General features: G+C 68.2%; 12 protein-coding genes and 2 pseudogenes. 7 read left to right on the forward strand and 7 right to left on the reverse strand.

Annotated features, from left to right (window positions below; translation table 11 throughout):
• The first annotated feature begins 176 nt into the window (after positions 1 to 176).
• The 3 genes and pseudogenes from ACFVXA_RS24835 to ACFVXA_RS24845 all read left to right on the forward strand — a co-directional run bounded on the left by ACFVXA_RS24835 (position 177) and on the right by ACFVXA_RS24845 (position 3,693).
• Positions 177 to 1,364: a carbohydrate-binding protein gene (locus ACFVXA_RS24835; protein ID WP_390026714.1), complete on the forward strand. Its 1,188-nt coding sequence runs from the start codon at positions 177 to 179 to the stop codon at positions 1,362 to 1,364.
• Positions 1,365 to 1,854: 490 nt separating this feature from the next.
• A pseudogene (locus ACFVXA_RS24840) lies at positions 1,855 to 2,231 on the forward strand (helicase); the annotation flags it as partial.
• Positions 2,232 to 2,454: 223 nt separating this feature from the next.
• The gene (locus tag ACFVXA_RS24845; protein WP_390026816.1) at positions 2,455 to 3,693 is read left to right on the forward strand and encodes an Ig-like domain-containing protein; all 1,239 of its coding nucleotides are present in this window, start codon (positions 2,455 to 2,457) and stop codon (positions 3,691 to 3,693) included.
• A 7-nt stretch (positions 3,694 to 3,700) separates the two neighbouring features.
• Here the strand turns inward: ACFVXA_RS24845 and ACFVXA_RS24850 are convergent, their stop codons facing one another.
• Both ACFVXA_RS24850 and ACFVXA_RS24855 read right to left on the reverse strand, forming a co-directional pair.
• Complete coding sequence (locus ACFVXA_RS24850) at positions 3,701 to 3,964, reverse strand: hypothetical protein (RefSeq protein WP_383747801.1); 264 nt, start codon at positions 3,962 to 3,964, stop codon at positions 3,701 to 3,703.
• A 775-nt stretch (positions 3,965 to 4,739) separates the two neighbouring features.
• Positions 4,740 to 5,399, reverse strand: coding sequence for an ATP-binding protein (locus ACFVXA_RS24855; RefSeq protein WP_390026716.1), 660 nt, complete (start codon positions 5,397 to 5,399; stop codon positions 4,740 to 4,742).
• Positions 5,400 to 5,519: 120 nt separating this feature from the next.
• Here ACFVXA_RS24855 and ACFVXA_RS24860 point away from each other — a divergent pair, with 120 nt between their 5' ends.
• Together ACFVXA_RS24860 and ACFVXA_RS24865 are read left to right on the forward strand one after the other, a co-directional pair.
• Positions 5,520 to 5,750, forward strand: a complete 231-nt coding sequence (locus tag ACFVXA_RS24860) for a DUF397 domain-containing protein (RefSeq protein WP_362028860.1) — start codon at positions 5,520 to 5,522, stop codon at positions 5,748 to 5,750.
• A 91-nt stretch (positions 5,751 to 5,841) separates the two neighbouring features.
• A complete protein-coding gene (locus ACFVXA_RS24865) occupies positions 5,842 to 6,762 on the forward strand; it encodes a helix-turn-helix transcriptional regulator (RefSeq protein WP_362028858.1) in 921 nt (306 codons plus the stop codon).
• A gap of 45 nt (positions 6,763 to 6,807) precedes the next feature.
• Here ACFVXA_RS24865 and ACFVXA_RS24870 read toward each other — a convergent pair whose 3' ends face one another.
• Together ACFVXA_RS24870 and ACFVXA_RS24875 are read right to left on the reverse strand one after the other, a co-directional pair.
• Positions 6,808 to 7,626 carry an SAM-dependent methyltransferase gene (locus ACFVXA_RS24870; RefSeq protein WP_362028905.1) on the reverse strand — a complete coding sequence of 273 codons (819 nt, stop codon included), beginning with the start codon at positions 7,624 to 7,626 and terminating at the stop codon, positions 6,808 to 6,810.
• A gap of 259 nt (positions 7,627 to 7,885) precedes the next feature.
• A complete protein-coding gene (locus ACFVXA_RS24875; protein ID WP_390026718.1) occupies positions 7,886 to 8,800 on the reverse strand; it encodes a LysR substrate-binding domain-containing protein in 915 nt (304 codons plus the stop codon).
• A gap of 295 nt (positions 8,801 to 9,095) precedes the next feature.
• On the opposite strand from ACFVXA_RS24875, the gene ACFVXA_RS24880 reads away from it, so the two are divergent.
• A complete protein-coding gene (locus tag ACFVXA_RS24880; protein ID WP_390026720.1) occupies positions 9,096 to 10,259 on the forward strand; it encodes an MFS transporter in 1,164 nt (387 codons plus the stop codon).
• Positions 10,260 to 10,394: 135 nt separating this feature from the next.
• On the opposite strand, the gene ACFVXA_RS24885 is transcribed toward ACFVXA_RS24880, so the two are convergent.
• The 3 genes from ACFVXA_RS24885 to ACFVXA_RS24895 are packed head-to-tail and all read right to left on the reverse strand — an operon-like array spanning position 10,395 to position 11,854.
• Positions 10,395 to 10,523 (reverse strand): hypothetical protein, encoded by a 129-nt coding sequence (locus tag ACFVXA_RS24885; RefSeq protein WP_389471223.1) that lies wholly within the window; start codon positions 10,521 to 10,523, stop codon positions 10,395 to 10,397.
• Positions 10,498 to 11,103: a class I SAM-dependent methyltransferase gene (locus ACFVXA_RS24890; protein WP_362028851.1), complete on the reverse strand. Its 606-nt coding sequence runs from the start codon at positions 11,101 to 11,103 to the stop codon at positions 10,498 to 10,500. Before ACFVXA_RS24890 ends, ACFVXA_RS24885 begins: the two co-directional genes overlap by 26 nt.
• A gap of 43 nt (positions 11,104 to 11,146) precedes the next feature.
• Positions 11,147 to 11,854: a hypothetical protein gene (locus ACFVXA_RS24895; RefSeq protein ID WP_390026722.1), complete on the reverse strand. Its 708-nt coding sequence runs from the start codon at positions 11,852 to 11,854 to the stop codon at positions 11,147 to 11,149.
• Here ACFVXA_RS24895 and ACFVXA_RS24900 point away from each other — a divergent pair.
• Positions 11,839 to 12,562 (forward strand): annotated as a pseudogene (locus ACFVXA_RS24900) (integrase core domain-containing protein); the annotation flags it as partial. The gene ACFVXA_RS24895 and the pseudogene ACFVXA_RS24900 overlap by 16 nt on opposite strands.
• Between the last annotated feature and the right edge of the window lie 57 nt (positions 12,563 to 12,619).

Raw genomic sequence — 12,619 nt, forward strand, 5'->3', positions numbered from 1 at the left:
TGCAGGCGGCGGAGACCTGCCGAGTAAAGAGAACGTATGGTCTAGTCCAAAGAGAGCTCTGGTCTAGTCCAACTCATTGACGTGATCGCGACAGCACCCAGAAGCTGGGGCCACTCCCCCACTCCCCTGGAGGCACAGTGAGACGTCTTCGCGCATGCCTGGGCGCGGCAGCCGCCGTGAGCCTGACCGCAGTCGGCACGACCGCCCTGGTCGCTGGCGATGCCTCGGGCGCGACCACCGCGCTCAGCAACCGCTGGTACGCCGCCGCTCCCTATCTGATGCCGCTGGACAACGACCCGCCGGACCCGGGCGCCATCATGGACGCGACCGGCCTCAAGGCGTTCCAGCTCGCGTTCATCCTGGCCCCCAACGGCGGCGGCTGTTCGCCCACTTGGGGCGGAACGGCGGCGGTCTCCTCGGACACCGCGGTGCAGTCCGTCATCAACACCATCCGCTCCAAGGGCGGCGACGTCTCCGTCTCGATCGGCGGGTACGGCGGCACCAAGCTCGGGCAGGCCTGTTCGGACGCGGCCGCCACCGCGGCGGCGTACCAGCAGGTCATCACCAAGTACGGCCTGCACGCGATCGACTTCGATCTGGAGGAGCCGGAGTACGAGAACACGGCGGCGATCAAGAACGAGATCGGCGCCGCCAAGATCCTCCAGCAGAACAACCCCGGTCTCTACGTCTCCGTCACCACGGCCGGGACGGCGGACGGCACCGGCTGGTTCGGAAAGCAGATGCTGCTGGAGGCCAAGTCGCAGGGGTTCACCCCGAACAACTTCTCCATCATGCCGTTCGACGGGGGCTTCAACGGCGCGGCGTCCCAGACCGGCGCCCTCACCAACTTCAACACGATCCTCCAGTCCACCTTCGGCTGGGACCAGGCCACCGCCTACGCCCACGAGGGCTTCTCCGGCATGAACGGCCGCAGCGACACCGGCGAGTACTTCACGCAGGCCGACTTCCAGACCGTGCTGGACTACGCCACCAGTCACAACATGGACCGCTTCACCTTCTGGTCCCTCAACCGCGACCGCCAGTGCACTCCCGCCGACAACGGCGGCCGTACGTCGGGCACGTGCTCCAGCGTGACCCAGAACTCCTGGGACTTCGCGAAGTACTCGGTGAAGTTCGCCGGAGCCACCCCGCCCACCGGCACCCCCACCCCGACACCCACTCCGACCCCGACTCCGACGCCGCCGAGCACCGCCTGCAAGACAGCCTGGAGCTCCACGGCGGTCTACACCGCCGGCAACGAGGTCTCGTACAACCACCACAACTGGAAGGCCAAGTGGTGGACCCAGAACGAGACGCCCAGCGCCGCCGAGTGGGGGCCGTGGCAGGACGAGGGGGCCTGCTGACGCTTTGAGGATCGGGACGGTCCGCCCCGGGCGGTCCGTCCTGCCGCCGGACGGCGTCCTGCTCGGCCTTTGCACCGCGACGGCAGGACCTTGACCTCTCATGCCGAAGCAACCGACAGAAGCTCACTGCCTCCGGCGCGGCCGGCTCGGCCCGTCGTCCCCGGTCCGACCTGGGGCTTCTCCTGGCCGATGGTCACATGGTGGGGCACGCCACAGCCCGGAAGTGCAAGTAACCCCTGATCAACAGGGGTCTCAGCTGGTGTCCGAGGGGCGAGTCGACCGCTGACGATACGGCCGTGGTGGCGCAAGCCAAGCTCTACCTGTGAGACTGCTGACGCTTCGCGCGTCGGTCAGTTGCAGGTGCGGATACTCCTCCTCGTCGAGCCGTCGGCATCCTCGGTCTCGGCGATGGCGCTGAGCACTTCGGATGCGGCGAGCTCGTCGCGTGCGGCGAGCCTGTCGAAGCCGTTCAGGGCCCGGTAGGGGTAGCGACGTCCTGGAGATCCGCGCCCCCTACCCCGCGGCCGGGCTCTCGGAGGGCGCGCTGCGGGGCCGACGCCTCGCCTCCTGGAGCACGCGGCGGCGTATCAACCCGCGCACCGTCATGCCCTTCCACCAGAAGGTCGAGAAGGCCGCCCCGATGCCCTCACCTTCGCGGAGAACCTGCCGGAGACGGCCGCGGAGCTGTACGTCACCGACGCCGCGGGCCAGCGCATACACAGGGTCTTCCTCGCCTCCGGACGGGTCCGCGGGGAAGGCGTCGACATCACCGGCGAGCGCGCAGTGGACGCCATCTGCTTCGCCGACACCCGCGGCTCCCAGGTCGAGATCGTGCAGAACGTCGGCCGGGCGCTCCGCCTGAACCGGGCGCCCCCCGTCATGACCGGCTCCGGGCGGCGAGAGCGGATCGACTACGCGCCATCCGTCAGTCGAGAAGGGCCTCGGCGACACGCTCGACGGCGCGTGGCCTTCACCACAGTTTGCTCATTTGAGGACTGATAAACCCATATACGTAGTTTTATAGCTAGCTGCGCTCCCTCGGCATCCAGCTCCAGGGATTCGACGACCAGTGACACGGGAGAAGCGTTTGATCACGGCACGTAAAGGACGCACCCGGCTGGCGGCTGCGGTCGGTGTACTTGGCGGTGTTCTCTCACTCACGGCCCTCGGCGGTACCAGCAACGCTGCTACCAGCGGAAACGGCGCCGCGAATCACCCGACACCGCAGGCGCGGGCGGATCAGCCGGCCGCCCAGGAAGCTTCCGACGCCCGAATAAAGGTCACGCCCAAGCAAGGTGCCTTCGATGTCGGGATCAACGACTCCGTCAAGGTCACCGTCAGCAACGGCAAGCTCACCAAGGTGACCATGACCGCCGTCGCGACCGGTGCCGAGGTTCCGGGCACCCTGTCCGCCGACGGTACGTCCTGGAAGCCGAACGGCCGGCTGGAGCGGGCCACCAAGTATCAGGTCGCCGCGGAGGCCAAGGACGCCAAGGGCCGCTCCGTCACCGGGAACGCCACGATCACCACGCTCTCCCCGGCGAACAACTTCATCGGGCACCTCTCCCCCGAGGACGGCTCGACCGTCGGCGTGGGCATGCCGGTGACGGTCAACTTCGACAAGGCGATCAGCAACAAGGCCGCGGTGGAGTCGAAGATCCAGGTCAGCTCCAGCAGCGGCCAGCAGGTCGTCGGCCACTGGTTCAACGACGACCGCCTGGACTTCCGCCCCGACAACTACTGGAAGCCCGGCTCCACCGTCACCGTCACGCTCAACCTCCACGGCATCCAGAAGACGGTCACGTTCAAGATCGGCCGGAGCCAGATCAGCACGGTCGACGCCAAGACGAAGCTGATGACCGTCGTACGGGACGGCAAGACGATCAAGACCATCCCGATCTCGTCCGGCAGCACCGAGCACCCGACGTACAACGGTCAGATGGTCATCTCCGAGAAGTTCAGCCAGATCCACATGAACGGTGCGACCGTCGGCCTCACGAAGAAGGACGGCAAGCCCTCCTACGACATCGCGGCCGTACCGCACGCCATGCGCCTGACCGACTCGGGCACCTTCATCCACGGCAACTACTGGGGTGCCGACGCGGTCTTCGGCAAGGTCAACACCAGCCACGGCTGCGTGGGCCTGAAGGACGTCAAGGGCGGCGGCGACGGCAAGCAGCCCGCCGCGTGGTTCTTCGACAACTCGATGATCGGTGACGTCGTGATCGTCAAGAACTCCGAAGACAAGACCATGGTGGCCCCCGACAACGGCCTCGGCGACTGGAACATGCCGTGGAGCGAGTGGGTGGCGGGCAGCGCGACCGGCTGACGCCACGTCATTCCCCAAGCATCTGAACCTGAATCCCTTCCGCCAGGCGGCGGGCGACACCGTGTCGCCCGCCGCCTGCGGCGTCAGGGTGCTCGAGCAGCCCTCGCCGCGTGTGGGACCGCGGTTGCGTCACGTCGCCCAACAGACGACCGATGTCGGCGGATTGGTGGGCTGTTCGACACCAGTACTGTGCGCCCATCGCCCGCCAGTCCCGCTGGGTACTGGGATGGAAGTAGCTGATCGCGAGCAGCGCGAACAGCGCGGTGTTCAAGATCACCCGAGGCTACAGGTCATACGCGGCGTCGTCCGTCATGTCCTCCCTCCACGGCGCATCCTGCGGTCCGCCCGGCGAGCGGCCAGGGCGTTCCCGGCTGCCCCCTTCAGGATCGTGGCGGGGGGCGGCGAAGACCCGGCCGCATGGCGAACCAGCCCCATCCGCTGGGATACAGCAGACGTTTCCACCGTCGTCTCCCACAACCTCCTGGACCGCACGTTGATCTGCAACGAGCAGCACCTGCGCCACGCGCTGCGCGAGTTCGAGCGGCATCACAATGCGCACCGACCCCACCAAGCGATACACCAGACGGCGCCCCTGCGCTCGGTCCCCGAACCGATCACCGATCCCGAACGAGTGACCCGTCTCAACATACGCAGGAACGACCGGACCGGTGGAGTGATCCACGCGTTCTGCATGCGGCCTGACCTGCTCGGGTGAGGTATTCGGCAGGCGCAGAGCTGCGCACGTCGGCTCCTGGGTGCCTCATCCTCGTGACGCCCAGGAGCCGTCACCCGTCCTGGTCTTCGCCAGGTAGGCCCGGACCAGCTCCTGGCCGTCAGCGCACCGGCCCGATCCTCTCGGGCACTCCAGGCACTGCCGTAGGTGCTTCAGGTAGGCGTCGTAGCTTTCCTGCGCAGCGGGCCTGATGAAGGTGTCCTGCATCCCATGCCTCCCCGCGACGCGCGCCCGTCGGAGCGCTCCTTGGTGACCGATTGTCAGCGCAGCGCCCTCTTCGCCAAGACCGCGGGCCTTCCCTGCAGGGGTCGCGTCAGGTGCGAGGGCGGGTCGGCAGCATGGCCCAGACGGTCTTGCCCTCCGGAACGGTCCTGCCCGAGGGGTAGCGCCAAGTCCAGCCCCAGTGTTCGGACAGAGCGTCGACCATGCGCAGGCCACGGCCGTGCTCGTCCAGGGGGTCGCTCGTGCACGGGTACACGGGTGGGCTGTCGCTTGAGTCGATGACGGCGCACACGAGGTGGGCGGGTCGCAGGGTGAGCTTCAGCCATACCCCGGCCATGCCGGCCCGGGCGTGCGGCATGGCGTGCACCACGGCGTTGGCGGCAAGTTCGGCGACGACGGTGAGGGCGTCGGCGCTGCAGTGGTCCAACGCCCAGTTGGCAAGGGTGCGATGGGTGAAGTCACGTGCCTGGGCGCACCCCTGTGTGGTGCCGATGAGGCGCAGTACGGCAGTTCTGGAGGGGTCTCGCGAAGGCTCCTGCCGCGTCAACTCTCCAGATGTCGAGGTGCTGGAGACAGTTCCGCGCCTGAGGGCGTCGGGTGGTGCGGTCCGCTCCGTCAGTGGCGCAGCCGTGCCGGGAAGCCGGGGCGCTTGATGCGCAGGTGAGGACACAGCATCTCCCTGATGGGACGTCAGCGTGCGGGCGCCGACACACCGGTTGACGCCACGGGCTATTATCCACGCCGAAGGCACCTCCGTGCAATTTCACGGGAAATTGCGCGCACAGTGCTGGAAGCACGAGGCACGCGATGCGATCGGATCCAGTAGGTGGCGAGGTTGCATGCGTGGCGAAACGTGAGCAAGGAGAGTGCGGTGCCACCAGTTCCGAACGGAGTGCGGGCGAGCTCACTGGGCGTCCGCTGGATCAAGAGCCGGCACAGCAATGCCGAAGGCAACTGCGTCGAGGTGGCCGCCCTGGGCGATGGGGGTGTCGCGATGCGCAACTCCCGCGACCCCGACGGTCCGGCCCTGGTCTACACGCCGGCCGAAGTCGCCGCCTTCCTCGCCGGTGCAAAGGACGGAGAGTTCGACCACCTGCTGTGAAGCGGAGCCAGACGTCCTCACTTCTGTGGACGCCTCCAGCAGGACAGTGCGGGATGCGATAATGCCGTCTGCCGGTCTACGGGGAGTCAGTATGTCTGCCGAGTCACCTCGTATCTCCCGCCTCGAACCGTATCTGAACCGGGCCGAGCCCGCTCCGACCTTGCTGAAGATGCTGGTCGGAGTCCAGCTGACGGGTATCCGCGAAGACCTCGGTCTCTCCCAGGACCAGGCAGCGCGAGCCGTGGGGTTCAGTCCGGCGAAGCTGTCGCGCATCGAGGCGGGCAAGGGCCGCCGGCCCCCGACGGAGGCCGATGTCCGCGCGCTGCTGGAGCTGTACAAGGCCGATGACCACGAGGCGCAGGTGCTGCTGCAACTGCTGCGGCGCGCCGGTGAGCCGGGATGGTGGCAGCGCTACGACAAGCGCCTGATGCCCGAGTGGTTCGACCGGCTGGTCGGCCTGCAGGAGGCGGCCGCCGCCATCCGTACCTTCGAAATCCAGTACGTTCCGGGCCTGTTGCAGACTCCGGCCTACACCCGGGCGGTCGTAGAACGCGGTCTGCCGACGGCGCCGGCCCGCGAAGTGCAGCGCCGCATCGAGCTGCGCATGCGCCGCCGAGAGCTGCTGCAGCGCGCGGATGCCCCGCAACTGTGGGCGATCATCGACGAGTCCGTACTGCTACGCGTCCTGGGCAGTCGCGAGGTGATGCGCGAGCAGCTCCAGTACCTCGTCGAAATGGCTCAGCGCCCCCATGTGACCGTGCAGATCGTGCCCCTGGACGTGACGAACGCCTCCGCGCCCGCGATTCCCGTCACGTACCTGCGCTTCGGCGGCGTCGATCTGCCCGACATCGTGTACCTGGAGCACATCAAGAGCGCCGCGTTCCTGGAAGACCGCGACGAGACCGAGGAGTACCGGCTGGCCCTGGACCGGCTGGGTGACGAGGCGCTCAACCCGCGCGAGTCCCTGGTACGGCTGCGCGACACCATGGAACAGCGTTACGCCGCTCCGTAACCCGGCGCCCGGCAAGCGCATGGGACCCCGGGTTACGGCGCCGCGCTAGCGGATACGGCCCACGCCGCCGAACTCGACCCACTCCTGGGTGAGCTGACGGGAAACCACCTCACTGTTCGGCCGCCAGGTGGACACCTCCACCAGCCCCGGCTCGAGGATGTCCAGGCCCTGGAACCACTTCGCGACGTCCTTCTCCTGGCGTACGCGGCCCCAGTGTCCCTGCGTCGCCTGATCCATGAAGTTGGTCACGAACTCGCGGACCTCAGGATCCTCACTGACCAGCTGGCACATCACCATGCAGCTGCCGGGGACCAGCTGTTCGGCCACACGGCGCACCACAGCCGACGGACCATCGGTATCGCTGTCCGGGATACAGTGGAAGACCGAGTTGAACAGCAAGGCCACCGGCTGCGAGAAGTCGATCAGGCGCTGGGTGTCGGGGTGGGAGAAGATCCCATCGGTGTCCCGCAGGTCGGCCTGGATGACGGCGGTGCGCTCGTTCTGCTCCAGCAGGGCCCGGCCGTGGACCAGGACCATCGGGTCGCTGTCGACGTACACGACGCGGCTGGCCGGGTCGATCCGCTGCGCAACCTGGTGCACGTTGTCCTGGGTGGGCAGACCTGAGCCGTGGTCGAGGAACTGCCTGATGCCGTAGTCGGTGGCCAGCGTCCCGACCACCCGCTGCAGGAAGCGCCGGTTGTTCATCGCCAGGGCGCGTGTGCTGGGTACTACCTTGTCCAACTCGTCACAGGCCGCCCGGTCGGACGCGTAGTTGTCCTTGCCGCCCAGGTAGTAGTCGTACATGCGCGCGGCCGTCGGAACCGTGGCATCGATCTTCGTGGACACCTGCTTGTCAGGCTGCATCATTCCCCCAGTTCCGAGCCGCGCCAAGTGGACTGGCCCGGCAGAGAATACATCCTAGGGAAGCGGGAGTTGGCGATACCAGCCCCCGATCGAGGAACAGGTCGCACCCGGACCGAACGTCACCGACATCTACGGAGAACGGCACGGTCATGGGGACGCCTTCTTGCACGACCGGGTTCCAGCTGGTGCTGGTGTGGCCCGGCGGGGCAGGTGGCCTGCGGCCGCCCCGGTCGGGGTCGCCCGGAGCCCACGGGGGCACTCACGAAGAGTCCCGTACGGCGGGCAGCGCCTGGCGTACGTACTCCACGAAGCGGCGTGCGGCGGGGCTGGCGGCGTGTCCCTTCGGCAGGACGAGATCGATCCGACGCTCCAAGCGGACCCCGCGGAGCGGGATCAGCCGCAGGGACGCGACGTTGCCCGGGAGCAGGGCGAAGTTCAGCGGCTGGGAGACGAAGGTGACACCTACTCCCTCGGCCACGAGACCGAGGACGGTCGTCCATTCGTCCACTTCGCAGACGATGTGACGGGTCAGGCCGGCCTCGTGGAAGGCCGCGTCGACGAGTGACCGGATCGCCCACTCCGGATGGGTCTCGACGAATCGCTCGCCGGCCAACTGCTGCAGCGTGACCGACTCGGCCGTCGCGAGCGGCTGCCCTTGCGCACAGGCCAGCGCGATGGGCTCCGAGAGGAGAGGTACGACGTCCAGGCCCGGGACGCGACCGCACTCCGCGGAGACCAGGGCGCAGTCGAGCTCGCCTTCGCCCACCATGGCCAGCATGCGCAGGGCGGGCAGTTGACGCACCGTCATGTTCACGCCCGGGTGGGCGCGGGAGAAGCCCGCGATCCACGAGGCGAAGGGCAGGGAGTGGCCGCTCGTCTGTAGCCCGCCGATGCGCAGGTGCCCGGTGAGCAGGCCGCGGACATCCCGGACGGCCTGATACGAGGCGTCGACGGCGTCCAGCGCGCGACGGGCCGCGGACACCAGGGCCTCCCCCTCCGACGTCAGCCGCACCGGTCGAGTGCCGCGCACGAACAGCAGGGCGCCGACGTCCTTCTCCAGCGCGCGAACCGAAGAGGACAGGCCCGACTGAACGATCAGCTCGCGGGCGGCGGCGCGGGTGAAACTCCGCTCCTCCGCGAGGGCGACGAAGTGGCGTAGATGGCGAAGTTCCATGCGTTCAGTATCTCTGGCACAGATGAGGTGCAGCTCTGACAGGTCCAGCAGAGTTGGTATGGGGGAACGTGCGGGTCCGGTTGCCATCCCTGAGCGGCCGCACCTGTAAGCGGCCGCGCGGGTCGCTGTTCGGCGTTCCCGTCTCCCAGTCAGCCCAGAGAGGCAAGGAAAGATGAGCAGTGCCACCCACGGGGCCCGGCGACGAACGCCCGCGTCCGGTTCGGGTCCACGGACACCGCGGCATCGGGCGCGGAGCCGACAGGGCCGGGCCTCGCACGTGTCCGGGTTCCGGATCGTGGCCGCCGCGTTCGCCTCCCTGATGGCGTTCGGTACCGTACCCACGCCGCTGTGGCCCCTCTACCAGCAGCGCGACCACTTCGGCGCGACCACCGTCACGATCGCCTACGCGGTCATGGTCGTCGGCGCCGCCTTCAGTTTCCGCAGCCTCGGCCACTTGTCCGACCGGATCGGTCGGCGCCGCGTTATCGTCCCCGCACTCCTGGTCGCCATCGCGGCCGCCGCCGTCCTGGCAGCATGGCCGGCCCTGCCGGGCCTGATCGTCGGACGGTTCCTCACCGGCGTCGCCGTCGGGCTCATGGCGTCCACGGCTACCGCGTACCTCACCGATCTCCACCACGCCGCGCACCCGGACCGTCCCCACTCGCCCGTACCCGCGCTCGTCTCCACGGCCGCCAACCTCGGCGGATTGGCCATGGGACCGCTCCTCGCGGGAGCCGCCGCGCAGTGGCTGCCCACCCCGCTCGTCACCTCCTATGTGGTGTTCGCCGCCGTCATGGCCGCCTTCCTGGTGCTGGTCCTCTCCAGCCCCGAGACCGTAGACGTCACGCTCTTCGACGGTGACCGCCCGGTCCGATTCGCACTGCGCCCCGGCCATGGGGCTGCCTTCGGCGTCGCATCGAGCATCGGCTTCTTCGCCTTCGCCGTGATGGGCCTGTTCTCCTCCCTCGGAGCCATCATCGTGCGCGGGCAGCTAGGCATCAGCTCCTCCTTCATCGCCGGCCTCACCACCTTTATCGCGTTCGCCGCCTCCGCCCTGGCCCAGCTCGCGCTCGGCAGGCTCACCCAGTCCCGCCTCCTGGCCGTCGGCGTGCTGCTGTTCCCCGCCGGCCTCGCCCTCACCGCACTCTCCTTGTACGACCCGAAGCTCTGGCTTGTCGTGACCGCCGCCGGGCTGGCGGGCGCCGGCGCCGGGCTGTTGTTCAAGGGAGCCGTCAGCCAGACGGTCGCCACCGCCGACCCCGCCTCCCGAGCCGGGGTTCTGGCCGTCTTCTTCGTCATCGCCTATCTCGGTCTGGGCCTGCCCTCCATCGCCTTCAGCCTGGTGATCCAGCACGCGGCCCTCCGGCCGTCCATGATCGGCTTCGCATCAGCACTCTCGCTGGGAGCCGCCGTCGCCGTGGCACTCGCAAGGCGAGGAGCCATAGGGACGGCGCGTTGACCTGCGTCTCGCCCGCCCGAGCCGCGCTCGAGGCCAGAGCCGACCCAGCCGTCGTCACCCAGTGGATCAACGACGGTCGTGCTCGCGCAAGGGCGGTTCCGAATGCAAGATCCTCCGGGCGGTCCCACCATCACCTCATGAGAACTGGTTGCCACCGCCCGAGTGGCTGTTCGCGGACTGCTGGGAGAAGCTGCCGGCCGCGCGGCGGTCGCGGGTGATCGAGATGTCCCGCAGAACCTCACCGGCGGTGGACGCTGACGGCATAGCCGCCGCCGTCGTAAGGGTCAGCGTCCCAGGTGGCGAAGCGGTCGACGAGGGTGAGGCCGGCCGCGGCACAGCAGTCGTCGTACTCCGGCAAGGTGATGCTGGGCGGCACCGGCAGGTGGGCCTCGTCCAGGCCGAAGCCGGCGACGATCAGACCGCCCGGGCGCAGGGCCGCGGCCAGGCGCTCGACCACCGTGGCCTCGGTGCCGGCAGCGAGCAGCGGGAAAACGTTTCCTGCGGCGACCACGAGATCGAAGTCCGCGGTGATGCCGAGCAAGGCCGGGTCGAACCGCGTCAAATCGACCTGGAACCAAGGCAGTCCCGGCGCCTTTTCCTTCGCCACTGCCAGCATGGACGCATCAAGATCCACCCCGACACAGTCGTACCCTTGCTCCGCAAGCCGGATCATGACCCGTCCGGTACCGCACCCGGCGTCCAGCACCCGCGCTCCGGCAGGCACGAGCGCCGCACAGAACCGCGCCTCACCGTGCATATCCTTCCCGCTACCGGCGAGGGCCGCGAACCGCGCGGCGTAGTCCTGCCCGGACGTCCCCCCGGTCAACTCCTCCCAACGGCTCATGGCGGCAAGCATAGGTCGACCGTGTGCCGCTCGAAGATGCGACTCAGCTCGCGGCGCTGAAGGCCGTCGAAGAAAAGCTCGGCAGTGACTCCACGAGGACGCTGCGAAAGTGGGTGCGGCAGGACCGGATCGACTCCGGGCAGCGGCCGGGCACCCTCACGGAGGAGTCCACAAAGCCCAAGCGGTCACGTTCGGGCCGTGGCTCGATCCCGGGCGCTCGCAGGATCTCCCATGCCGTGGAAGGTGCGACCTTGATGCCGAGCACGGCGAGTTCGCCGCGGATGCGCCGATACCCCCAGGAGGTGTTCTCGCGGGCCAAGCGCAGGACGAGAGGCTGGATACTGCGACGGGTCGGCGGCCTGCCAGGCCGCTTGCGACGGGAGGCGCCGGCGTGACGACGGCGCCTGAGGTCACGGTGCCACCTCAGGACCGTGTCTGGGGAGACGATCAGGTGCAGCTGCCTCAGCTTGAGTCTTGGGAGCCGGTGGAGAAGCGGCGCCAGGAAAGCGCGGTCCGCCGGAGTGACTCGCGGCCTGTCGAACTGCCCTTGCAGGACAACCAGTTCGTAGCGCAACATCAATATCTCGATGTATTTGTCAACATCGCTCATCGGCAGCAGTCGCATGAGGGCGAACACGCTCGACACGGCGGGGTAGGACAGTCCCAGCACCACGATCCACCAGACTGACGTGCCCATCCGGCGATACGGTTCCCACTGACCGTTCGCGAGGATCTGCAGGTCACGGGCCACGGATGGGGGTTCCGGCACCCGCAGAGTTGTTGGCGCGACTGAGCCACCGGATCGCCGCCTCGACAGTGCGGGAGATTCTCCACGCAGCAGGCGTCGACCCGGCGCCACGTCGTTCCGGCCCCACACGGCGCGAGTTCCTCACTGCCCAGGCCGAGGGCATCCTCGCAGTCGATTTCTTCCATACCGACACGGTGCTCGGCAGGCGGCTGTACGCGCTGGCCTACCTCGAGCACGGCACGAGGCGCCTGCACATCACCGGCGTTACCGCCAACCCCACGCGGCAGGGGACACTGCAACAGGCGAGGAATCTCGCCGCGGACCTCGGTATGCGCATGGAGTCCCTGCGCTTCCTGTTTCGCGACCGGGACGGCAAGTACGGCGCGGCGTTCGACGCCATCTTCAGGCGGAAGAACTGGACGTGATCAAGAGTGCCGCGCGGGCGCCGCGGATGAACGCGCACTGCGAGCGCATCATCGGAGGCATCCGCCGCGAGGTCCTGGACCACGTCCTCATCCTGAACGAAGCACATGCCCGACAGGCCCTTGCGGCGTCCAGCAGCACCACAACGAACACCGTCCCCACCAGGCCCCCAACCAGCTACCACCAGACGCCCACGAACAGCCCGCGGCAACAGACATCGGCACCCGCAGACTGCTGCGCACCCGGATCCTCGGCGGCCTCATCAACGAGTACCGATACGCCGCATGACCTGCAGCGACGACTTTTCGAGCGGCACAGACTCGGGGAAACGGAACGACGGCAACG

The sequence above is a fragment of the Streptomyces sp. NPDC058246 genome, from assembly GCF_042881985.1.
In the GTDB taxonomy this organism is placed as follows: domain Bacteria; phylum Actinomycetota; class Actinomycetes; order Streptomycetales; family Streptomycetaceae; genus Streptomyces.

What these genes read in the sequence shown, in the direction of transcription:
- ACFVXA_RS24865 (WP_362028858.1), top strand. Translation starts at nt 5,842, where the DNA reads ATGTCTGCCGAGTCACCTCGTATCTCCCGCCTCGAACCGTATCTGAAC.
- ACFVXA_RS24870 (WP_362028905.1), bottom strand. Translation starts at nt 7,626, where the DNA reads ATGCAGCCTGACAAGCAGGTGTCCACGAAGATCGATGCCACGGTTCCG.
- ACFVXA_RS24875 (WP_390026718.1), bottom strand. Translation starts at nt 8,800, where the DNA reads ATGGAACTTCGCCATCTACGCCACTTCGTCGCCCTCGCGGAGGAGCGG.
- ACFVXA_RS24885 (WP_389471223.1), bottom strand. Translation starts at nt 10,523, where the DNA reads ATGCCGTCAGCGTCCACCGCCGGTGAGGTTCTGCGGGACATCTCGATC.
- ACFVXA_RS24890 (WP_362028851.1), bottom strand. Translation starts at nt 11,103, where the DNA reads ATGAGCCGTTGGGAGGAGTTGACCGGGGGGACGTCCGGGCAGGACTAC.